The sequence below is a fragment of the Lactiplantibacillus sp. B652 genome, assembly GCF_023806745.1.
In the GTDB taxonomy this organism is placed as follows: Bacteria; Bacillota; Bacilli; order Lactobacillales; family Lactobacillaceae; genus Lactiplantibacillus; species Lactiplantibacillus pentosus.
The window spans coordinates 112,074-133,676 of the sequence record NZ_JAMSKY010000003.1; the positions used below are offsets into that span (position 1 = coordinate 112,074).

General features: G+C 45.6%; 21 protein-coding genes. 18 read left to right on the top strand and 3 right to left on the bottom strand.

What is annotated here, in order from left to right; translation table 11 throughout:
- Window positions 1-5 precede the first annotated feature (5 nt).
- The 4 genes from clpX (at window position 6) to MZO40_RS05340 (ending at window position 2,953) form a co-directional block, all read left to right on the top strand.
- Complete coding sequence (gene clpX / locus MZO40_RS05325; protein WP_050338446.1) at window positions 6-1,274, top strand: ATP-dependent Clp protease ATP-binding subunit ClpX; 1,269 nt, start codon at window positions 6-8, stop codon at window positions 1,272-1,274.
- Between the two features lie 164 nt (window positions 1,275-1,438).
- Entirely contained in the window at window positions 1,439-2,032 is a 594-nt protein-coding gene (gene yihA, locus MZO40_RS05330; protein WP_050338447.1) for a ribosome biogenesis GTP-binding protein YihA/YsxC, read from the top strand.
- 1 nt (window position 2,033) lies between these two features.
- Complete coding sequence (locus MZO40_RS05335) at window positions 2,034-2,330, top strand: nucleoside triphosphate pyrophosphohydrolase family protein (RefSeq protein WP_003639013.1); 297 nt, start codon at window positions 2,034-2,036, stop codon at window positions 2,328-2,330.
- A gap of 215 nt (window positions 2,331-2,545) precedes the next feature.
- Window positions 2,546-2,953, top strand: a complete 408-nt coding sequence (locus MZO40_RS05340) for an iron-sulfur cluster biosynthesis family protein (RefSeq protein WP_050338448.1) — start codon at window positions 2,546-2,548, stop codon at window positions 2,951-2,953.
- Window positions 2,954-3,014: 61 nt separating this feature from the next.
- Here MZO40_RS05340 and MZO40_RS05345 read toward each other — a convergent pair whose 3' ends face one another.
- Entirely contained in the window at window positions 3,015-3,185 is a 171-nt protein-coding gene (locus MZO40_RS05345) for an SPJ_0845 family protein (protein WP_082230224.1), read from the bottom strand.
- A 205-nt stretch (window positions 3,186-3,390) separates the two neighbouring features.
- On the opposite strand from MZO40_RS05345, the gene MZO40_RS05350 reads away from it, so the two are divergent.
- From MZO40_RS05350 to MZO40_RS05415, 14 genes are all read left to right on the top strand, one after another.
- Window positions 3,391-4,866 (top strand): ABC transporter substrate-binding protein/permease, encoded by a 1,476-nt coding sequence (locus MZO40_RS05350; protein ID WP_105961507.1) that lies wholly within the window; start codon window positions 3,391-3,393, stop codon window positions 4,864-4,866.
- Window positions 4,859-5,599: an amino acid ABC transporter ATP-binding protein gene (locus tag MZO40_RS05355; protein ID WP_088771120.1), complete on the top strand. Its 741-nt coding sequence runs from the start codon at window positions 4,859-4,861 to the stop codon at window positions 5,597-5,599. The genes MZO40_RS05350 and MZO40_RS05355 overlap by 8 nt, the downstream gene beginning before the upstream one ends.
- A gap of 382 nt (window positions 5,600-5,981) precedes the next feature.
- A complete protein-coding gene (gene uvrC, locus MZO40_RS05360; RefSeq protein WP_105961074.1) occupies window positions 5,982-7,796 on the top strand; it encodes an excinuclease ABC subunit UvrC in 1,815 nt (604 codons plus the stop codon).
- Between the two features lie 401 nt (window positions 7,797-8,197).
- A complete protein-coding gene (locus MZO40_RS05365; protein ID WP_105921351.1) occupies window positions 8,198-8,953 on the top strand; it encodes a YveK family protein in 756 nt (251 codons plus the stop codon).
- Between the two features lie 14 nt (window positions 8,954-8,967).
- Window positions 8,968-9,684, top strand: coding sequence for a CpsD/CapB family tyrosine-protein kinase (locus MZO40_RS05370; RefSeq protein WP_105961075.1), 717 nt, complete (start codon window positions 8,968-8,970; stop codon window positions 9,682-9,684).
- A complete protein-coding gene (locus MZO40_RS05375) occupies window positions 9,665-10,444 on the top strand; it encodes a tyrosine-protein phosphatase (RefSeq protein ID WP_105961076.1) in 780 nt (259 codons plus the stop codon). The genes MZO40_RS05370 and MZO40_RS05375 overlap by 20 nt, the downstream gene beginning before the upstream one ends.
- 15 nt (window positions 10,445-10,459) lie before the next feature.
- A complete protein-coding gene (locus tag MZO40_RS05380; RefSeq protein WP_050338455.1) occupies window positions 10,460-11,395 on the top strand; it encodes an NAD-dependent epimerase/dehydratase family protein in 936 nt (311 codons plus the stop codon).
- Window positions 11,388-12,053 (top strand): sugar transferase, encoded by a 666-nt coding sequence (locus MZO40_RS05385; protein ID WP_105961077.1) that lies wholly within the window; start codon window positions 11,388-11,390, stop codon window positions 12,051-12,053. Before MZO40_RS05380 ends, MZO40_RS05385 begins: the two co-directional genes overlap by 8 nt.
- Entirely contained in the window at window positions 12,054-12,464 is a 411-nt protein-coding gene (locus MZO40_RS05390; protein WP_252133145.1) for a glycosyltransferase, read from the top strand. It begins immediately after the preceding gene.
- A complete protein-coding gene (locus MZO40_RS05395; RefSeq protein ID WP_252133146.1) occupies window positions 12,451-13,146 on the top strand; it encodes a glycosyltransferase in 696 nt (231 codons plus the stop codon). The genes MZO40_RS05390 and MZO40_RS05395 overlap by 14 nt, the downstream gene beginning before the upstream one ends.
- Before the next feature lie 16 nt (window positions 13,147-13,162).
- A complete protein-coding gene (locus MZO40_RS05400) occupies window positions 13,163-14,203 on the top strand; it encodes a glycosyltransferase (RefSeq protein ID WP_105961079.1) in 1,041 nt (346 codons plus the stop codon).
- On the top strand, window positions 14,187-15,461 hold the full coding sequence (locus tag MZO40_RS05405) for a polysaccharide polymerase (RefSeq protein ID WP_105921348.1): 1,275 nt from the start codon (window positions 14,187-14,189) through the stop codon (window positions 15,459-15,461). The genes MZO40_RS05400 and MZO40_RS05405 overlap by 17 nt, the downstream gene beginning before the upstream one ends.
- Window positions 15,446-16,396, top strand: a complete 951-nt coding sequence (locus tag MZO40_RS05410) for a glycosyltransferase (RefSeq protein WP_088771127.1) — start codon at window positions 15,446-15,448, stop codon at window positions 16,394-16,396. The genes MZO40_RS05405 and MZO40_RS05410 overlap by 16 nt, the downstream gene beginning before the upstream one ends.
- A gap of 256 nt (window positions 16,397-16,652) precedes the next feature.
- On the top strand, window positions 16,653-18,098 hold the full coding sequence (locus MZO40_RS05415) for a lipopolysaccharide biosynthesis protein (RefSeq protein ID WP_105921346.1): 1,446 nt from the start codon (window positions 16,653-16,655) through the stop codon (window positions 18,096-18,098).
- An 85-nt stretch (window positions 18,099-18,183) separates the two neighbouring features.
- Here MZO40_RS05415 and MZO40_RS05420 read toward each other — a convergent pair whose 3' ends face one another.
- A complete protein-coding gene (locus MZO40_RS05420; RefSeq protein ID WP_252133147.1) occupies window positions 18,184-19,506 on the bottom strand; it encodes a metallophosphoesterase in 1,323 nt (440 codons plus the stop codon).
- Between the two features lie 131 nt (window positions 19,507-19,637).
- Window positions 19,638-21,602, bottom strand: coding sequence for a fructose-specific PTS transporter subunit EIIC (locus MZO40_RS05425; protein WP_105923686.1), 1,965 nt, complete (start codon window positions 21,600-21,602; stop codon window positions 19,638-19,640).
- Between the last annotated feature and the right edge of the window lies 1 nt (window position 21,603).

Genomic DNA, 21,603 nt, shown 5'->3' on the forward strand with positions numbered 1-21,603 from the left:
AATGAATGTTTGAAAATACCGAGACAAACGGCCCTGTGAACTGCTCGTTTTGTGGTAAATCACAAGATCAAGTTAAAAAGATCGTGGCTGGCCCCGGCGTTTATATCTGTAATGAATGTATCGATTTATGTAAAGAAATTATCGATGAAGAGTTTAGTGAAGAACAAACCCATGAATTAACAGATATTCCAACGCCAAAACAAATCGTTGACGAGTTGGACCAATATGTGATCGGTCAGAATGAAGCGAAGCGGACACTTTCCGTTGCGGTTTACAATCATTACAAGCGTGTGAAAGCCATGGCTGATAGTGATGATGAAGAGACCGAGGATGGTCCTGAATTACAAAAGAGTAATATTAGTTTGGTTGGTCCGACTGGTTCTGGGAAGACCTTCTTAGCCCAAAGTTTAGCCCGTATCTTGGATGTCCCATTTGCAATTGCAGATGCCACGACCTTGACGGAAGCCGGCTATGTTGGTGAAGACGTCGAAAACATTTTACTGAAGCTATTGCAAAATGCTGACTACGACGTTGAACGCGCGGAAAAAGGTATTATCTATATCGATGAAATCGATAAGATTGCCAAGAAGAGCGAAAATGTTTCCATCACTCGGGACGTTTCCGGTGAAGGGGTTCAACAAGCGTTGCTGAAGATTTTGGAAGGCACGATTGCCAATGTGCCGCCGCAGGGTGGTCGTAAGCATCCACAACAAGAATTTATTCAAATCGACACCACCAATATTCTCTTTATCGTCGGGGGCGCGTTTGATGGCATCGAAGATATCGTTAAGCGGCGTTTAGGCGATAAGACGATTGGCTTTGGTACTGACACTGATGGTAAGAATGCCGTCTTGGATGATTCTAAGAGCTTGATGCAACAAGTTGTCCCTGAAGACTTATTACAATTTGGGTTGATTCCTGAATTTATCGGCCGGTTGCCAATTTTAACGGCGCTTGAACGGTTGACGGAAGATGACTTAGTTCGTATCTTGACGGAACCGAAGAACGCACTAGTTAAGCAGTACCAACGCTTGATCGCGCTTGATGGTGCTGAACTGGACTTCAATGATGATGCGCTCCGAGCAATTGCACAAGAGGCCCTGGCTCGTAATACGGGTGCACGTGGCCTTCGTTCGATTATTGAAGATACGATGCGGGATATTATGTACGATATTCCTAGTCGTGAAGATGTTAAGAAAGTGATCATTACCCGCGAAACGGTTGCTGATCATGCAGAACCAGAATTAGTATTGGCAGACCAAAAAGCGTCCTAGACGTGTTTGAGAGCCACAACGCTAATAAGTAACGCTCAGGACCGCGGTGAGTCTTCATCGGCGGTCCTGAGTGCTGTTTTCGGCGATGTGAGCGTAGTAGTCTGCTGATGATCGTATTTATGGTAAAATGGGTGCAATAACGAGTTGCAGAAGGAGTTAATTCGATGGAAGTGCATAACGTTGAACTTGTCATGAGCGCGGTGGCGCCTAGTCAATATCCCACTACGGGTTTCCCCGAAATCGGCCTAGCTGGACGATCAAATGTTGGGAAGTCCTCTCTAATTAATGTATTGATCAATCGCAATAGCTATGCGCGGACGTCTAGTCAACCTGGTAAAACACAGACGTTGAATTTTTATAAGGTTGAGGATCAGCTCTATTTTGTCGATGTTCCTGGTTACGGCTATGCAAAGGTGTCTAAGAAGGAACGTGAAAAATGGGGCCAAATGATTGAGACCTATTTGACGACCCGTGATACGCTTCGTGGCGTGGTTATTTTGGTTGATGCTCGGCATGCGCCAACCAAGGATGACGTGGCCATGTATGAGTGGATGCGTTACTATGAGATGCCATTATTGGTGGTTGCCACCAAAAGCGATAAAATTCCACGTGGCAAGTGGAACAAGCAAGAGAGTTTAATTAAAAAAACGCTCAATTTTCAACCGGAAGATGATTTTATTGCCTTTTCAGCGAAGACTAAAGAAGGCAAGGACGCGGTCTGGCAATGGATTGAAGCACATACTGTAGGAGGCAACTAACTTGGAATTTAATGACTATCAAGCGTTGGCAAACCGGACGCTGTATGGGAATGAACAGGTTTTGACGAATTTATCATTGGGCTTGGCTTCTGAGACCGGCCAAGTGGTGGATCTCGTCAAAAAATATACGTTTCACGGTGAATCCTTGAGTAAGGACCAACTAACCAAGCAAATGGGCGACGTGTTATGGTACTTATCACAAGTTGCTGAATGGGCTGATATTCCATTTGAAGAAGTTGCTCAGCAAAACATTCAAAAATTAAACGACAAGTATCCTAGTGGTAAGCCGGTTAAATAAGTAAAATACAATCAAAATAGTGTCGTTAACCTAATATGTTAGGCTAACAGCAAGAATAGTCGTTGTCGATAATCTGCAAATGCAGGTTACCCGCAACGACTATTTTTGAATTTTGAGAGTCTATTAATTGCAATTGCCGTGGAAATGCGGTAAATTAATAATTGTAAAAAGAGTTGTGCACAACTTAATTGCTTTTTCAGGAAAGGATGCTTAACATGAAAATCAATATCAAAGACGATGCTCAAGCCTATTTAGCTGATAAGATCCCAGCAGGGAGTCAAGTTATTCTAACAACTGATGACGGTTCAAATAAATATTCCAGTCTAGGTGGCAGCTGTGCCATTGGTAATAAATTTCAATTAGTCATTCTTAAGGATGCTGATCCAGATTACACCACACCGCTCGAAAATAATGCGGGTTACGTGATGCACGTTGCGCCAGCCGATGAAGCCTATCTCGGTAATGGGTTGAATATTTCTCGCTGGCACAATGCGCTGGCATTGAAAGACGACAGTGGGATGTTAGACGGTGCCTTGGCCGTTGTTGATTGGCGCGACGTTTCACCAGAAACCGAAGCGGAACGGCGTGAAAAGATGCAAACAATCGGTACTAAAATTTGCTAAAGCGATAATGATGCAAACAAAAAAGCGATGGACAGGCGTCCATCGCTTTTTTGTCGTGCCATTATTTGTCGGCATCCTTTTTGTCAGTTGCCTTTGATTGTTTTCGTTTGGCATGTTCGTCGATTGTATCCTGAACGGCCTTCGTGGTGAGTTTATCCTTATCGTCAGGCCCAATGGCAAACTTGTCAAATAGTTTATCAAGGTTATCTTGACGTTGTACTTTTAAACCCATAAAATCATTCCTTTCGATTACCGCCTATCATAGCAAATTTCCGACCATTTGTCAGTTATTCGTCGTTTATGCATTTTAACGGGGCCAAAACGTGTATAAATGGCCTTTTTATGCATAAAATAAAGAAATTTTCAAAAATACTTGCATAAATAATCATATGCGGTTATACTTTATTCTTGTAAATTACAAAACGAGGAGAATACCTATGAAAAAAAGATTTGGGTTATTTTTAACCATTATTGTGGCCCTGATCATGACGGTGGTCCCAATCGGACAGACCCAACATGCTCAAGCGGCCGATAATTCATTAGAACAAATTCAAAAAAAGGGTGTCCTAGTGATGGGGACGTCACCAGACTATCCGCCATATGAATTTCAGGCGACAGTCAATGGCAAGAGCAAGATTGTCGGGATGGATGTTCAGATTGGGAAGCAAGTTGCCAAGGACTTGGGCGTCAAGCTGAAGATCAAATCGATGTCATTTGACTCGTTACTAGTCGCACTCCAGACTGGGAAAATCGATATGATTATTTCTGGGATGAACCCAACCCCTTCACGGCGGAAGAACGTTGACTTCACGCATGTCTACTATCAGGGTGGTTATGATATTGTCATCAACAAGACTGATAAGGGCAAGTACAAGAACAAAGATTCTTTCAAGAATGGGACACTGGGTGCCCAAACTGGGACGACGCAATACAACGCCGTTAAGAAGCAGACCACTGCCAAAGCTAAAGGGATGACCTCTCAATCTGATTTGATCTTAGCCCTCCAAAGCCATAAAGTTGACGGGGTTGCCATGGAAAAGCCATCTGCTGAAGCTTATGTGGCAAACAACAAGAATTTGGTTGCCATTCCAAGTGGTTTCAACATGAGTTCCAGTGCCACCAGTTCCGCAATCGCGTTTCGGAAAGGGTCGACTAGCTTAGTTAACAAGGTTAATAAGACGGTTGATCGGATCAAGAAGCAAAATTTAGTTAAGAAGCAATATTTACCAGCTGCCGGCAAGTATTTAAAGACTAACACTGTCAATACCTCGATGGGTCACTACTGGAAAGCCTTTGCGACTGGGATTGAATATACCTTAATCATCACGGTTTGCTCAGTCTTCTTCGGGTTTATCATCGGGATTTTACTCGCCTTAGCTCGGATGGCAAAGGGCAATCCGCTCAAGACGGCCATTCGGTGGTTAGCGACGGCCTACGTTGAATTTATTCGTGGGACGCCAATGATGGTCCAAGTGATGTTCGTTTACTTTGGTCTCGGACTATTCGTCAATCTGCCAGCCTTGACTTCTGGGATTATTGCGATTTCCTTGAACTCCGGTGCGTACGTCGCTGAATATATTCGTGGTGGAATCAACTCAGTGGATGTCGGTCAGACCGAAGCTGCACGGAGTCTTGGGATGTCTAACGGTGAAACGATGCGCTACGTCGTCTTGCCACAAGCGTTGAAGAATATTTGGCCATCGCTTGGTAACGAATTTATTACCTTGATCAAGGATAGTTCGATCGTCTCAATTATTGGGGTTACTGAATTGATCTATCAAAGCAACATTGTTCGTTCTGATACCTACCGGGGCGTTGCACCAATCGTGGTCATCATGGTGCTCTACTTTATCTTGACCTTTACCGCCTCACGGATTTTGAACTACTTCGAAAGGAGAATGCAACATGACTAAACCAGTAATTGAAGTTAAAGACCTTGCGAAGAGCTTCGGTGAAAACGACGTGTTGAAGGATATTACCGAAAAAGTTGAACCAGGCCAGGTGATCGTTGTGATTGGCCCTTCTGGTGGTGGGAAGAGTACCTTTTTACGGTGCTTAAACCTACTAGAAACGCCTACTAGCGGCCAAGTTGCCTTTGAAGGCCAAGACTTAACCACCCTGGATACCAAGAGCGTTAACGCTTTGCGGGAAAAAATGGGAATGGTGTTCCAAGGCTTTAACTTGTTCCCAAATATGACGGTGTTGGAAAACATCAAACTGGCACCCATGAAGGTCAAGCACGTGGATGATGCCGCTGCAACTAAAACGGCTCATGAATTGCTGCAACGAGTTGGACTGGATGACCACGCGGATGCCTTTCCAAGCAGTTTATCTGGGGGCCAAGCACAACGGGTCGCGATTGCGCGGGCGTTGGCAATGAACCCCGAGGTGATGCTGTTTGACGAACCAACGTCAGCGCTTGACCCCGAAATGGTCGGCGAAGTGCTGAATGTAATGCAAGAACTAGCCAAAGACGGCATGACGATGGTGGTCGTGACGCACGAAATGGGCTTTGCAAAGTCAGTGGCTGACCGGATCTGGTTCATGGCTGACGGCTATATTCAGGAAAATAATACGCCTGATGAATTTTTTGCCAATCCACAAACGGAACGGGCCCAAGATTTTCTCTCTAAAATTTTAATGTAAGTTAGTGGCGGCAACCGGGATGCTCTCGGTTGCCGCTTTTTTAGGGGTTGAAGTGCGGCGGGGGACGTGCTTGAGTAATTGACGTCAGGAATTGTGCGAACGGTGGCGACTGGCTGGTAGTTGTGCGGTATTGCAAGCTGCGTGGATGGTTCAAAATTTGGTTGATTGAAGATTATCTGTCAACGGTTGTTGGTAATCTGATTAATTTAAGTTTAGAACACGAACTGGCGTCAGATTGGTCTCATGCTTGGCAGTTGATCCGGTGAGATGGCTAGGTATCTGGTTACCATAATTAAAATCATATTTGCGGGCTGTTTGGTTGAGCCCCATGCTAGCAGGCGGTATACTAATAATGCTAATCTAAACGAAGGGAAGGTGTCACATGGCATCCGCGCATATTGAACATAAATTAGCCTTATTACCAGATTTACCTGGTTGCTATCTGATGAAAAACTTAAATAGCCAGATCATTTATGTGGGTAAGGCTAAAAATTTGAAGAATCGGGTGCGTTCCTACTTCAAGAGTAGCCATACCGGTAAGACGGCGCGGTTGGTCTCGGAAATCGCGGATTTTGAATTCATCGTGACTTCGACGGACAAGGAAGCCTTTCTGCTTGAAATTACACTGATTCAAAAACACCAGCCGTACTTTAATATTAAGTTAAAAAAGGGCACGGGCTACCCGTATATCAAAATCACAAACGAGCGCGATCCGCAGATTTTGATTGTCAGTGATGTCCGTAAAGATGGCGGTTATTATTTTGGGCCGTATCCCAACGTCTATGCGGCGCAAGAAACGGTCAACTTCATTCAAAAAGTGTATCCGCTCCGACGCTGTCATGGCTTTCAAAATCGGCCGTGCCTGTACTACCATATGGGTCAGTGTTTGGGAGCCTGCTTCAAGACGGTACCAACGTCGGAATATGACGCACAAATTAAGCGGATTAAGTCATTCTTGAATGGTCACGTTGAGACGGTCAAGAAGCAACTGACGAAACGGATGACGAAAGCTTCCGCAGAATTGGAATTTGAACGAGCGGCAGAATTGCGCGATCAGCTGAACTATATTGAAATGACGGTCGAGAAGCAGAAAATCATCTCGAACGATAATACACCGCGGGACTTGTTCAACTTTTACTTGGACAAAGGTTGGCTCTCGATTCAAGTCTTCTTTATTCGGCAAGCACGCCTGATGAAACGTGAGAAGCGGCTATTCCCTGTGGTGTCGACGGCACCCGAGGAAATGACCAGTTTTATTTTGCAATTTTATAATCGCAAGAATAATGTGCTGCCACGCGAAGTCCTAGTGCCGAGTGGGTTGGACAAACAAGTGTTGAGTGATATCTTAGGGATTCCCGTGCGCACGCCGCAACGAGGCCAGAAAAAAGATTTGTTAGATATGGCGCACAAAAACGCGCGCATCGTCTTAGAAGAGAAGTTCCGCTTGTTGGAATTGGATGAACTCAAGACCACCGGTGCGATGAAAGAAATCACAGACGCGCTAGGAATCCCAGCCGGTCATAAGATTGAAGCGTTTGACCACTCGCATATCCAGGGGGCTGATTTGGTCTCAGCGATGGTCGTCTTTACGGATGGTCAGCCTAATAAAAAGTTGTATCGAAAATACAAATTGCGGACGGTCGACCATGCTGATGAAGCGGCGTCAACTCGTGAAGTGATTCGGCGGCGTTATACTCGGCTGCTAAAAGAGCATGCAGCACTGCCTGATTTGATTTTAATGGATGGCGGTGAGATTCAGCTGGAAGCGGCTAAGGACGTCTTAGAAAACGAGTTAGGCCTGGATACGCCCGTCGCTGCGATGGTCAAGAACGAACATCATAAGACGGCGGACTTGTTAGCGTCAGCTGGGGATCAACATTTACATCTTGATCCGAAGAGCCAAGGCTTTTATTTGTTACAACGCATCCAAGATGAGGTGCACCGTTTTGCCATTACGTTCCATCGGCAGGTCCACACCAAGCATTCGTTGAGTTCACGGCTGGACGAAATTCCGGGAGTTGGGCCCAAGACACGCAATAAGCTATTGCGGAAGTTTGGCTCAATGAGCAAGATTGCGGCTGCCTCCGTTGAGGATATTCAAGCGTTAGGCATTGCCAAAAATGTCGCACAGACGGTCAAGTTTTCATTGGCCGGTGGCGGCGTGACACCGAAACATTATCAAAAAGGAGCCACTTAGGCTAAAAAAGATCACTGATCAGTTTTTGGACTGATTAGGTGGTCTTTTTTTGTGATTGTAAAGGACCTGTGCATGATGCATTAGTCCATAGCTTAATTAGTTGAAAAATGAATTGGTTAGGGACGTTGGCTGATATTTAATCGAAACGTTTGTAAGTGAATACTAGCAGGAGAAAAGTAAAATTATTATACATTTTATATTATTTTGAGTAGTAACTATCAATAAATATAACACTATTGACTAATATGTCAATTTAAAACTGGCGATTTTCGAATATTCGCTTGCATTTATATGAGTTTAATGAAAAAAGTTGAAAACTATTGCGTTGTTTGCAATTAGTTTTCTACAATGAATGACATTCCTAAAGTAAAAGTCAATTAAGAGATATTGGAGCGTGTTAAATGGAGCAAATAATAACGTTTGATTTTATGGTCAAACTTGTCCGGCACTATTGGAAAGTTTTGTTGAGTTTGACATTGCTGGGCGGCCTGATTGCGACTGTCGTAACGCTGTGGGTCGTAAAACCGCAGTATCAAGCGAATGTCCAAATTCTGGTCAATCGCAAACACAGCAGTGCGGGAACCGATTTAACGGGCCAACAAGCCGATGTGCAGATGATCACCACCTATAAAGAGTTGATCACTAATTCGGTCGTCTTAAAGCCGGCTCGTCAAGATTTAATGGATGAGCATGGACTGCGCCGGTCAGTCAATACACTTAAGCAAGCGGTGAGTGTCACGAGCACGGCTAATTCACAGGTGTTTTCAATCGTCGTCCGTGATCATAACGCGTCGGCCAGTGCGGTAATTGCCAATCAAATTGCCACGACGTTTAAATCGCAGGTCAAACAGATTATCAAGGTGAATAATGTGACGATCGTCGCGCCAGCTGAGACGCCTGATGCACCGGTTTCACCGAAGAAAATGATTAATATTCTGCTGGGATTAGTGATGGGACTGCTGCTGGGCCTGGTCTATGCCAGTGTTCGAATCCTGACGAATCGACGGGTACAGACCTTGGAATTTTTAACTGATGACTTACAACTTACGAGTTTAGGATTAGTCAATCATCAGCCGGTAGTGGCCACGAAGGCAGATAACTTAGCCGCCAAGCAGCGACCACAGACTGCGGCCAAACCTGCCATCAAACGCGTTTAGTTAGGGGGACTAAGATGGGATTAAAGCGATTAAAGCGAAAAACAACCGCTGAAACGTCGGGGGTGCAATTGACGACGATCACGGCACCGATGTCAGTGGTGACGGAACAGATTAAAACGATTCGGACCAATTTGAATTACGCGATGGTTGGAAAGCCATTGAAAACGTTGATGGTTACATCAGCCATTCAGGGGGAAGGCAAGTCTACGGTGGCCGGTAACTTGGCGATCGAATATGCCAAAAAAGGGTTACAGGTCTTATTGGTTGATGCGGATTTGCGGCGACCGACCGTCCATCAGACCTTTGGAGTGCCAAATCAACGCGGGCTAAGTTCATGGTTGAGTGGACAACTTGAGGATGTCAATGATGCCATTCATCCCGCACTAGCGCATTTGTTCGTGATGCCTAGTGGCCCCAAACCGCCTAATCCGGCTGAATTACTAGCGAGTGACAAGATGACTGAGTTTTTGACAGTCGCGACTCGTAAGTTAGACCTGGTGATCGTGGATGCACCACCGGTACTGCCTGTGACAGATGCTCGGATTTTAGCTGGGCAGGTCGACGGCACGATGCTAGTCGTTCGCCAAAACGGGGTGGAAAAGACGGCAGTCCGTCAAGCGGTCGGGGCATTGAAGAAAGCTCATACGCAGCTATTGGGGGCCGTGTTAAATGACGTCGACGTCAAAACTCACGGTTATGGGTATGGCTATTATGGCACTGAAGCAAACTGAGTATGTTGATGTACATTGTCACTTGTTACCAAGGCTGGATGACGGTCCGCATACCCTGGCGGAAGCCGTCACGATGGCTCGTCAGGCGGTGGCCGATGGCATTCGTTACGTGCTTGCTACGCCGCACCATTTGGATCGGCATTATCAGAATCCAGGTCCGGTGGTCACCGCCGCAGTTGCGGGATTACAAGCCGAGCTAGATCGGCAACAAGTGCCGCTAACGGTGTTTGCCGGTCAAGAGATTCATCTGAGTGATGATTTAGTGACCAGTCCGCAGCAGCTGTTGGGGATTGATGCGAGTCAGCGTTATGTGTTGTTGGAACTGCCACATGAGCACGTTCCCAATTATTTGTCCCAAGTCGTGTTCGAATTATTGCAACGAGGGACGGTTCCGGTAATCGCACATCCGGAACGCAATACGGAAATGATTGCGCACCCTGAGCGACTTTATGACTTAGTACAGCAGGGGTGTTTAGCACAAGCAACGGCGGGCAGTTTAGTGGGGGATTTAGGTTATCAGGTTAAATGTACAACGCTGGAATTAATTAAATGCGGGTTGGTGCAAGTGATTGCGTCGGATGCGCATCTGATGCCTCAGCGAAGCTTCAGATTGCGAGCGGGCTATCAAGCACTCGCACATTTGGATGAAAGTTATGTAGAACGGTTTGAAGCAAACGCACGGCACTTATTGAACGGGGAAAAAGTCATGGCGACTGCAATCGTGCAGCCGCGTCGACAACGAAAATTTTGGCTATTTTGAGAGGGGTAATTAATCATGAAAGCATTAGTAACGGGGGGCGCGGGCTTCATTGGGTCGCACTTGGTCGATCATTTGGTAGAAGCTGGCTTTGACGTAGTGGTCGTTGATGATTTATCGATGGGAGCCATCAGCAACATCAAGCATTGGGAGGACGTCACGATTTATGTCGCTGATGTTTGTAATGATGAATTTATGCAACAACTACTTGCAGACGAACGACCAGATTACATTTATTTCTTGGCCGCTATCGCAAGTGTTGCGGATTCAATTGAACGACCAGCAGAAACGCATGCCGTCAATCATACGGCCGTATTTAATTTATTAGAGTACATTCGCAAGATTCAATTGCCAATCAAACAATTTCTGTTTACCTCATCCGCGGCTGTCTATGGCAATTTGCCAGAGTTACCTAAGCGTGAGGACTCCCGGGTCGCACCAGTTTCACCTTATGCGATTGATAAATATGCGACGGAACGGTTTGTGCTGGCATACGGTGAGTTATACGACTTACCGACCGTCTGTGTCCGGTTCTTCAACGTGTATGGGCCACGCCAAAATCCGAGTTCACCATATTCAGGTGTCTTATCAATTTTAACGGATTGTTTGAAATATCAACGACCATTTACCTTATTTGGCGATGGTAGCCAGACCCGTGACTTCGTCTATATTCAAGACGTCATCCAGGCACTTTGGCTAATTACGGAAAAGCAGGTCCAACACGAGGTCATCAATATCGCCAACGGTTCTGAAACGAGTTTGAACGGCATTATTAAGATGTATCAGGAGATTGCGGGCCAGTCATTGGAAATCAAGCAAGCGGAACAACGCGGTGGAGAAGTCGCACATTCCGTGGCAAGCATTGGCAAGTTGGCGCGGCTGAACTATTCGACTGAGTGGCCGTTAAGAAAAGGATTGACTAAATATTGGGAAGGGGAACGGGCGGATGCATGAAGTCGAAGTGAATGAGGCAGCTGTAGATGACGAATTCCAATACAAATTTATGACCCAGATTGGTGATCCGATAACGGGCTGGCGACTAGGGTTAAAGCGTTGTTTTGATTTGAGTGTTGGCTTAGTGGGAACCGTGTTGAGTGCACCAATTATTTTATTGTTCGCGATTATTATCAAACTCACGTCGGATGGCCCGATCTTCTACAAGCAGGAACGCGTCGGCTGGATGGGCACGAGCTTTGAACTGATCAAGCTTCGATCGATGTATCTTGATGCGGAAGCAAAAACGGGTGCGGTCTGGGCCCAGAAAAACGATCCGCGGATCACACCGATTGGCCGTTTCATGCGCAAGACCCGCATTGATGAATTACCGCAGTTTTGGCATGTTTTAAAGGGTGACATGAGCTTAGTTGGCCCGCGCCCGGAACGACCGGTATTAACGGAAAAGTTTAGCCAGCAGCACCCTGATTTTCCTAAGCGATTGCGCATTATTCCAGGCATTACGGGCTATGCCCAAATCAATGGGGGCTATGATATTACGCCAGGAGAAAAGTGCCAGTTGGACAATTACTATATTGAGCACTTCTCAGTCTGGTTTGATATTCGGATGTTGCTGGGGACAGTCAAGGTGATTTTCACTGGGGATGGTGCACGATAGATGAAAATTGTTTATGTCATCACGCAGGCCACCTGGGGCGGTGCGCAAGCCCATTTATATAGCTTGATCCAACAACAGGTGCGACTGGGCAATACTGTCACCCTAGTTTGTGGCAAGACGGGTTGGCTAAGTACGAGAATCGGTGCCGATTTTCCATCGGTGGACGTTGTGCCAATTTCCAGCTTAGTACGTCAAATTGCGCCCATGCGCGATTTAAGTGCCATTCATGCCTTAAGAACGTTACTGCGAAGTAAGCGTCCGGATGTTGTCCATCTACATTCCTCAAAGGCCGGAATGATTGGGCGGTTAGCGACAGCCAGGTTGGGCTTTAACGGTCATATTCACAGTCCATGGATGGGGGTTCACGCCGGGAGTCGGGAAGAAGCGGCAACTGTTAATGAAAAGTATTGAGAAGCTATTGCGCCATTTAACGACCTATTACATCTGCGTCTCGCAGTTTGATTATGAGCTGGGGGTGCAAAACGGTGTGATTACTAAGAGACGTCCGGGGTGTGTGATTCATAATGGCGTTACGGCGCTGGATACACCGGTAAAACCTGAACGTCGAGAAAGGTTTGTGTTATCCATGGCGGCACGTTTTGATGCGCCCAAGCGACAAGATATCCTAATCCGGGCGTTGTCGGAGCTACCTGAAGAAGTCCCAATTATCTGTAACCTACTGGGCGACGGGCCACTGCTTCAAGAATGCAAAAATTTAGCAGTGCGTTTGAATGTGAGTTCGAAGGTGCAATTTCGGGGTGTCGTGGATAATGTTCAGCAATATTATCGTCAGTCCGATGTTGCCGTCTTAATCTCAGATTATGAGGCACTTCCCATCAGTTTAGTGGAAGCATTGGCACAGCGCCTACCAATAATTGCTTCTCACGTTGGTGGTATTGACGAATTAATCCATGAAAATGGCTTTTTAGTCGATAATGATCCCAAGCAAATCGCTGAAAAAATCATTTTACTCTACCAATCAAATCAAATGGCGCAGCTAAAACGTAATTCGTATCGAATTTACGAGCATCAATATACTGAACAGGCGATGCTAGAACAAACTCAAGCTTGCTATTTGCAATGCTTGGCTTAAATGAAGGGACCTTGTGATGACTAAAGTAGTTCATGTCTTATTTTCTTCCAAACTAGGTGGTGCTGAACAAGTTGCCATTAATATCAGTGAAAATTTAAAAACGGCTTATGACTTCACGTACTTTTCGCCAGCTGGATCGATTCAAGCGTGCCTGACGGATGCAGAAATTGACTATCGAACTTTTAATCCAAAGCGAATTTTTGAGTTTGTGCGGACCATGAAGGCGATTGACCCTGATATTATTCACGCTCATGATTTTAAAGCCAGCTTCCTGGTTAATCTGTTGTTTCACCACATCCCAATCGTGACCCACATCCACCAAGCACCACGGTGGCAAACGGGTCGCAACTGGAAGAGTATTGCTTTCAAGTACGTTGGGCGAAAAAGTGCGCAAGTGCTCTATGTTTCGGATTATGCGAAAGAATCCTATCGGTACCAGCATCAATTATCAAATGTCACCATTGTCCCAAATGGAATTGATATGGCTCGAATCGTCAAGATGGCAAGCCCAAAGCCTGCACAGACGTTTGATTTATTATTTGTTGGTCGTTTAGCAGAAGTGAAAGATCCGGAAAAATTCGTGGAAATTGCACAACAATTGCTAGTGACCAATCCTGAATTGACAATTGGCATTATCGGCGATGGCGTTCTTAAGGAACGAATTAGCCACTTAATCCAGGCGACGCCACAAATTAAGTTATTAGGTTTTCAGAGCAATCCGTATCAATACATGGCGGCTGCCAAGGTCGTGCTGTCGACTTCAAAATCAGATGGGTTTGGCCTGACGATGGTTGAGGCGTCGCTGCTAGGTGCGATTCCGATTGCACCTCCTGTAGGTGGCATCTCGCAGACTGCCGTGAAAGTGAATGGCTTTATCTATATGCAAGAAGACGCACTCATCGAATTCTTAACCCGTCTTTTTTCAGATGCGGAATTCTATTGCGAAAACAAATTAAGACTAGCGAACGCTGATCTACATTATTACGACAAATCCCGGTTTATCGACCAAATCCAGCGAGTTTATCAAGAGGTTCTGAGCGATGATCGAAGTCGGTAGTCAAGCGAAAAATAAGTGTTGGAAACCGCTATTATTTCTGGTCGGATTTTATTTAATTTATCAACCAAACTTTTGGGCTAACACTTATCTTCCAATGATTGTGACGCTTGGAATCATGATGAGTTGTGTACTGGTTCTATCGCCTAAAGAAATCGGACTGACGCTGAATCGACTGAAAATTTTTGTGATTGGTGTTTCATTATCAATGGTGTATTTTGCGTTTAGAGCGTTACTAGTTGACAATGATCCCCGCATTATCCAAAATACGGCAATTATCATCAACGTTATTGCTCTGGTGTTATGGTTGGAAGTTTTGCGAAAATATTTCCAGATGAGTGCCGAGCAAGTTCTGGGTTGGTTGCTGTGGCTAGTTGTGATTCAATGCTTCTTTGCGTTGATCATGCTAGTTAGTTCAGGATTGAGAGCAGCGATTTTAGCGAGAACGGCAGCGGGCATCATTGAAAATCAGTTTGTTTACGGTGAACGCTTATATGGGATTAGCAGTGATTATACTTTCTTTACTCCCATCTATCACAGTATCATCGGCTTGATGGCGATTTATTTGGGCATGAATGTTAATAAAAAATATTATTGGTTTCTACCATTTTGTGTGTTCATTATTGTGCTGAATGGCCGTACTGGTTTGGTGACGTTAGTGTTTGGTTTTGCCTTGATGTTAGCAAAGCGAATGGCAGCTAGCTTTCAAGGATTCGTACAAGGCAGTGTGTTAGTTGCCACGAGTATCGGATTTGTCATGTTAGGACTGTCTTTTTTACAAGCTATCCAGCCAGACACCTATACTTGGATCGTTAGCGGCTTCGAGGATACATTGGCACTTGTATTTGAGGGCAATAAGCAAGGAAATTATGAACAATTGACCGACTCGTTTTTGCTATTTCCGACCGGCCTGTGGTCCTGGCTATTTGGATACGGTGTGCGCGTTTATGGTGGAAATACCAGCAATATTTGGTTTGGCACTTCTGATATTGGTTATATCAACGACCTGTTTATGGGTGGCCTAGTTTACATGGGCATTCTTTATAGCACGATTATTGCCCACTTAATCACTTGTCATCAAAAAGCTGAGGTCAAAGTTCGTGGATCCATGCTGTTTCTAGCATTTTTTGTCGTCCTGATAATTGCGAACTATAAGGGTGAAGTCGCTCGGAGCGGTGTTGTTTTGACATCAATTATATTTATGTGTTACTTATTTTCAACCGAACCACAGAATGAGGAGAGAACATGGAAATCAGCGTAGTTATGAGCGTTTACAACGAGCGGCCTGAACAGGTCCAGCAAGCGATTAGTTCTATTTTGAGACAAACCTATTTACCAACTGAGTTCATCATTGTACTCGACGATCCCAATCAAAGTGATTTGAAAGCATTACTGCAGGATTACGATCGCCAGACGGATATCATTAAGCTAGTGTTGAACCGAGAAAATATCGGTTTAGCGGCGAGTCTCAATAAGGCAATCGAGTTAGCCAGTAATGAACTGATTGCTCGCATGGACGCAGATGACATTTCAGAAGCGAGGAGACTAGAGCTGGAGTTGGACGAGCTCAAACGACGGCACCTTGATTTGGTCTCCGGAAACATTGCTTACATGGATGAAAATGGCATCGTGACTGGCGGAAAGTCCATAATCCCGGAAGATGAACGACTGATTGCGAAATTGTTGCCGTATGGGTCGACCATTATTCACCCGACTGTGTTGATGCGCAAGTCAGCTATTGAACAGGTTGGTGGATATCGACTGTTACCAACTGCAGAAGACTACGATCTCTGGCTGCGGATGATTGCTAGTGGGTTGAAAATTGGGTCGATCAATGCGCAAGTTTTGAAGTATCGCTTGCGTGACAATAGCATGACGAGCAATGCTTGGAAGACCTATATTGTGTCGCGATATATTCAGAAATTATATGCGCAACGAAAACGTACCGGCCACGACACCTTTAAATCTGACGACTATGATTTATTCGCCAAAATAAATGATGAGCCGATGCGCCAAAAGTTCAATCGTGGCCAGTATCATTTTGAATTGGCAATGTACGCGTTGAGAAACAAGAAAATTGGCCATGCTTGTTATCGAATTATCAAAGCGATGTTTACGACTAAAAACAATTTTCAGTTTGTCATCAATTATCTCAGCTTCAGGGTCATTTGGTTTGCAAGTGAGCGCGTACGGTGAAACGTCGCTGCGAGTTACGCGGTGTTAGTTTTGTGAGCAGCAGATTGAAACTTGTTTGTTCGCACAATATTAGTTGGTTCGATTGGAATGCCAGATCACATTCGAATGATTGTGATTAGTCACGACGATTAGAAGGGGCGGCTGTCCGGACGAATTGCAGCATGCTCGCCGAAAATCCGGTCAAGGCGCCAGTGGCAGGTCAGTTAGCCGATCAGAGAAGGTCATAACGCAGCAGTCTAATGAGAGAGGAGAAGTTATGTTAGTCAGTATCAAAAATAAATATCGATCTTTTCCTGTTCAAATTAAGGCTTCAATTTGGTTTCTGATCTGTGCCTTCTTAGAGAAAGGGATTTCCATCATTGCAACCCCCATCTTCACACGGTTGCTGTCTGCTTCAGAATATGGTCAATTTAACGTGTTATCTTCCTGGCTAACGATTGTGACCATCATTGTGTCATTAAATCTGTGTTACGGTGCTTATACACAAGGTTTGGTAAAATTTGATCAAAATCGCAGTGAGTATTCATCAGCGTTGCAGGGGCTGACAATTTTGTTAGTCCTGGTATGGACGATTATCTATCTGATTTTTCATCAGTTCTGGAATGCCATTTTCTCGTTAACGACTACTCAGATGTTAGCAATGTTATTGATGGTCTGGACCTCATCGGTATTTAACTTTTGGGCTGGTGAGCAAAGAGTCGCTGTCAAATATAAGTCCTTAGTACTGGTCACACTGTTGGTTTCATTTGCAAAACCAATTGTGGGTGTGTTACTTGTTGTTCATGCCCAAGACAAAGTTACCGCACGTTTTGTCGGGCTCACGTTGGTTGAACTACTGGGCTATTCTGGTTTGTTTTTGATACAAATGGCGCGTGGTAAAATATTTTACTCAAAACGGTTTTGGCGCCATGCTTTACTGTTTAATCTACCCCTAGTGCCACATTATTTATCACAAATTGTGCTCAGTAGTGCCGATCGCATCATGATTGCCAACATGGTAGATTCTAAAAGTGCAGGTATATATAGCTTAGCTTATTCGATTTCACAGATTATGATATTGTTTAATGTTGCCTTGTCACAAACACTGAGTCCGTGGATCTACCAAAAAATTAAGGATAAGCGGATTGAAGAGATTGCAGGTGTCGCATACGGGGCACTCATACTAATTGCGACGGTAAACATCTGTTTAATTGCATTTGCACCGGAAGTTGTTGCCATCTTTGCACCGAGCACCTATTACAGCGCCACCTGGATCATTCCACCAGTGGCAATGAGCGTCTTTTTCATATTTGCATTTGATTTATTTGCAAAATTTGAATTTTATTACGAACGGACCACTTTAATTATGGTTGCTAGTATCTTCGGTGCGGTGTTGAACCTGGTGCTCAATTGGTTATTGATACCACTTTTTGGGTACTATGCGGCAGGCTATACAACGTTGGCTTGTTACATGTTGTATGCAGTCTTTCATTATATTTTCATGAATCGAATTTGTCGAAAAGAAATTGGTAGCGTCCCATACAGCGCTAAGCTCTTACTGTTAATTACTGTGATCTTTCTAACACTGGGATTCATCTTGTTAAGTGCGTATTGGAATTTTTGGCTGAGGTATTTCATGATTCTGATGATCTTTCTTGGTGTATTTTTCAAACGTGATTATTTATGGGCGTTTATTGAACGAATGATACGAATGAGAAGCTAGCAGAGGATGATTGGGCATGTCTGCGAGCTTTCCAGTCCGACAAAAAAGCGACCGCAACCTCAAAGTTGCTGTCGCTTTTCCCGTCCTATCGAACTTTACCAGACCAATCCACATTGCCATGCAGCGTCCGCGTTGCGAGCACGAACCCGCGGAGACTGGTGTCTTTGGGCATCTTCTGCCAGGCCTGAATTGCGGCACTATCCTGAACAGCGGTGCCGCGGAAGAGGGCGATGTTGGCTGCGGCCATGCCACGTGCCAGCTGATTGACTTTCGCGGTCGACAGATTGGTTTCATCACGATCCTCGTATAACTGACTGAGGGCGGCGTTGTACCCGGCTGCGTAGAGCACGTCATGGTCATACTTTTGATAGGCGCGCATGGCTTTGGCTCCATCATGCCGTTTAATATAAGCGCTGACGTTCAGCGGCGTGGCGTGGTAAGTGGCAGTACCAGTGTCCTGATTAATTTTCAATGTCCCATAGTAATGTGAGCCAAGTATCAAGGCACCACTGGCGATATCGGTCAGTGAATGGCCGTTGACGTTGGTCGATTTAATGTTTTGGGCATGAATATGACCGGTCAGCGAGAGTTTGATGCCATCAGAAGTGAAGGCTTTGCGTACATCTTCAGCATAACCAATCGTGTAGTCCTGATGAATCACGGTATGGTCCATCGTATTATGATGGAGGACTGGAATCAGCGTTGCCTGCGCATTTTTTGCTTGACGGCCCACTTTGGCGATCCACTGGAGGGTGCCATCCGTCAAACCGCCGCCAACGGTCGAGTTGCCTTGTTGATAATTACTTTTATAAATGGCAGAGTTGAGCATCAGAAACCAAGTTCGTTTGCTAGGCTTGACTAAATAGCTCAGCGAATTCGGGTCCTGTTCACTGGCTTGACCGTAGCCTGCTTGGTGATAAATCTTTTTAAACTGAGTCGGACTGGTTGCCTCAGCGGTGTATTGATGCTGGCCTTTGAAGCCACGGGCAATCGGATTATTTAAGTCGTGATTACCGGGAACCACGTAAACGCGGATGCCGTGGTTGGTCAATCGCCTGAGCTGTTTGGCCACGTATTTATGACTCGCTTGCTCGCCGTTATTGGTGATGTCACCACTAATGAGCACGACATCGGGCTTCGTTTTTAACGCTTGAGCAATCCACGCTTTAAATATCGTTGCACTGTACTTTAAATCCGCACCCGCGTCATTGCCCGCATACTGATTGAAAGCCTTACCATTATCATGCAGGCTAGGCGCAATCACGTGATCATCACTAATGACCATTGCCGTTAAAGTTTTGTGGGTGACGGCGGGGATGGTGGTAGCTTGCTGTGAGTGACAGCCCGTGAGCACCAGGCTGATACCGCTAATGGTCAGCAGGGCGAGTAATGGTTTCCATATTTTCATCTTAATCGTCTCGATTCTAGAAGTCCTATTAAATTTATTATACCCGTTTATTTGCAGGGTTAGCTGAGTAAGTTATGGAAACCAACAAAAAAAGACGATCATTACGATCGTCTTTTTGTAACTATGCATAATTAAGCTTTTTTAGCAGGCTTCCAAACCCCGAGAATCACACCGGCAATGACAGCACCAATAATGGTTGCGCCAATGTAACCCCAAATGTTTGTGGCGAGCAATGAAACCCACAGGCCACCATGAGGAGCAGGGACTGCAACGCCCCAGAGTTGCGTCAAACCACCAGCAATGGCGGCACCAACAACACTAGAACCAATGACGTGCAATGGGTCAGCAGTGGCGAATGGAATGGCACCTTCAGTAATGAAGGAAATCCCAAGTAACCAGTTTGAAATCCCAGCTTTACGTTCGTCATCCGTGAACTTCTTTGGCCAGAATGCCGTTGCAATCGCCGTTGCCAATGGTGGCACCATCCCACCGGCCATAACAGCGGCCATCAAGTTACCATCTTGGGTGGCAGTAAAGGCACCCGTTGCGAAGACATAAGCGGCCTTGTTGAAAGGACCACCCATATCGATCGACATCATTCCACCGAGCACTAAACCAAGTAGGACGGCGTTCCCAGTACCCATTGAGTTCAAGAAGTGGGTAATCCAGGCATTGATAACAGAGAAGATTGGGTTAACAACGAAGAACATCAGCGCAGCAATAATTAATAAGCCGAGAATTGGGAAAATCAACATTGGCTTCATACCGTCTAAGGATTGTGGCATGTTCTTAGTCCACTTCTTCATCCAAACGGTAATGTAACCGGCTAAGAAACCAGCGGCTAAACCACCTAAGAAACCAGCAGGACTTTTGGCATTAGCGGTGATCGAAGCGGTGTAAACACCACCGTAAGCACCGGTGTAGACCGTCGCCATGAAACCACCAACGAACCCAGGCATCAACGCAGGACGATCACCGATCGATTCGGCAATGTAACCAGCTAAGACGGGTACCATGAAAGCAAAGGCCATGTTACCAGCTTGGTTGAAGAAGGTGAAGGCCAGACTCTTGCTACCAGCAAACTGTTCGATGATGAAGGAGAGGGCCATTAAGATCCCACCACCAACAACGAATGGCAGCATGTGGGAAATCCCGTTCATTAAGTCTTTGTAAACTTCGCCCCAAACACTACCGTTTGCACTGCCAGCTTCGTCATCATCAGCATCGCCGCCATCAGCATCGTGATAAACGGGCGCTTTGCCACTCAAGGCTTCTTGAACTAGTTGGTCAGCTTTGTTGATTCCGTCCGTTACGGGGCGGTTTACTAAGTGTTTACCATCAAAACGGGCCATCTTAACTTTCTTATCAGCCGCAATCACGACCCCATCGGCCCGCGCGATTTCGTCGGCAGTCAATAAATGCTTGACCCCTTCAGAACCGTTCGTTTCGATTTTAATGTCGACGCCAGCTGCTTCACCGGCCTTGATCAATGCGGCTTCAGCCATGTAAGTGTGGGCGATACCGTTTGGACAAGCGGTAACCCCAACGAGATATGGCCGTTTCTGATCAGTAGGGGTGCTGGCTGCTGCAGCTTCTTTTTCAGCTTTCGCAGCGGCATCCTTCGCTTCTTTTTCTTCCTTGGCAGCTTGCGCATCACCGAATAATTGTTGTACTTCTTCGGGTGACTGTGCATTCTTAAGTTTGGCCACTAAGTCAGGGTCGATCAGCAAGCTTGAGAGGGCGGCCAGTGCAGCCAAGTGGGTGTTGTTGGCGCCTTCTGGAGCAGCAATCATAAAGAAGAGGTGAACGGGTTGACCATCCAACGCGTTGAAGTCAACACCGTCTTTACTTTTGGCAAAGAGCACGGTAGCCCGGTTAACGGCCTTATCTTTGGCGTGGGGCATTGCGATCCCATCACCGATCCCAGTCGTTGATTCGGCTTCCCGTTTGATGATGTCTTGTTTGTAGAGTGCTTCGTCATTGATGACGCCTTGTTCGGCATATTTATGAACTAATTCATCAATGGCTTCATCCTTGGTCGTGGCTTGCATGTCCATGATCATGACATCTTTTAGTAATAAATCGCGGATATCCATG

Coding starts and splice junctions, on each gene's coding strand:
- clpX (WP_050338446.1), top strand. CDS start 6: ATGTTTGAAAATACCGAGACAAACGGCCCTGTGAACTGCTCGTTTTGT.
- yihA (WP_050338447.1), top strand. CDS start 1,439: ATGGAAGTGCATAACGTTGAACTTGTCATGAGCGCGGTGGCGCCTAGT.
- MZO40_RS05340 (WP_050338448.1), top strand. CDS start 2,546: ATGAAAATCAATATCAAAGACGATGCTCAAGCCTATTTAGCTGATAAG.
- MZO40_RS05345 (WP_082230224.1), bottom strand. CDS start 3,185: ATGGGTTTAAAAGTACAACGTCAAGATAACCTTGATAAACTATTTGAC.
- MZO40_RS05350 (WP_105961507.1), top strand. CDS start 3,391: ATGAAAAAAAGATTTGGGTTATTTTTAACCATTATTGTGGCCCTGATC.
- MZO40_RS05355 (WP_088771120.1), top strand. CDS start 4,859: ATGACTAAACCAGTAATTGAAGTTAAAGACCTTGCGAAGAGCTTCGGT.
- uvrC (WP_105961074.1), top strand. CDS start 5,982: ATGGCATCCGCGCATATTGAACATAAATTAGCCTTATTACCAGATTTA.
- MZO40_RS05365 (WP_105921351.1), top strand. CDS start 8,198: ATGGAGCAAATAATAACGTTTGATTTTATGGTCAAACTTGTCCGGCAC.
- MZO40_RS05370 (WP_105961075.1), top strand. CDS start 8,968: ATGGGATTAAAGCGATTAAAGCGAAAAACAACCGCTGAAACGTCGGGG.
- MZO40_RS05375 (WP_105961076.1), top strand. CDS start 9,665: ATGGCACTGAAGCAAACTGAGTATGTTGATGTACATTGTCACTTGTTA.
- MZO40_RS05380 (WP_050338455.1), top strand. CDS start 10,460: ATGAAAGCATTAGTAACGGGGGGCGCGGGCTTCATTGGGTCGCACTTG.
- MZO40_RS05385 (WP_105961077.1), top strand. CDS start 11,388: ATGCATGAAGTCGAAGTGAATGAGGCAGCTGTAGATGACGAATTCCAA.
- MZO40_RS05390 (WP_252133145.1), top strand. CDS start 12,054: ATGAAAATTGTTTATGTCATCACGCAGGCCACCTGGGGCGGTGCGCAA.
- MZO40_RS05395 (WP_252133146.1), top strand. CDS start 12,451: ATGAAAAGTATTGAGAAGCTATTGCGCCATTTAACGACCTATTACATC.
- MZO40_RS05400 (WP_105961079.1), top strand. CDS start 13,163: ATGACTAAAGTAGTTCATGTCTTATTTTCTTCCAAACTAGGTGGTGCT.
- MZO40_RS05405 (WP_105921348.1), top strand. CDS start 14,187: ATGATCGAAGTCGGTAGTCAAGCGAAAAATAAGTGTTGGAAACCGCTA.
- MZO40_RS05410 (WP_088771127.1), top strand. CDS start 15,446: ATGGAAATCAGCGTAGTTATGAGCGTTTACAACGAGCGGCCTGAACAG.
- MZO40_RS05415 (WP_105921346.1), top strand. CDS start 16,653: ATGTTAGTCAGTATCAAAAATAAATATCGATCTTTTCCTGTTCAAATT.
- MZO40_RS05420 (WP_252133147.1), bottom strand. CDS start 19,506: ATGAAAATATGGAAACCATTACTCGCCCTGCTGACCATTAGCGGTATC.
- MZO40_RS05425 (WP_105923686.1), bottom strand. CDS start 21,602: ATGGATATCCGCGATTTATTACTAAAAGATGTCATGATCATGGACATG.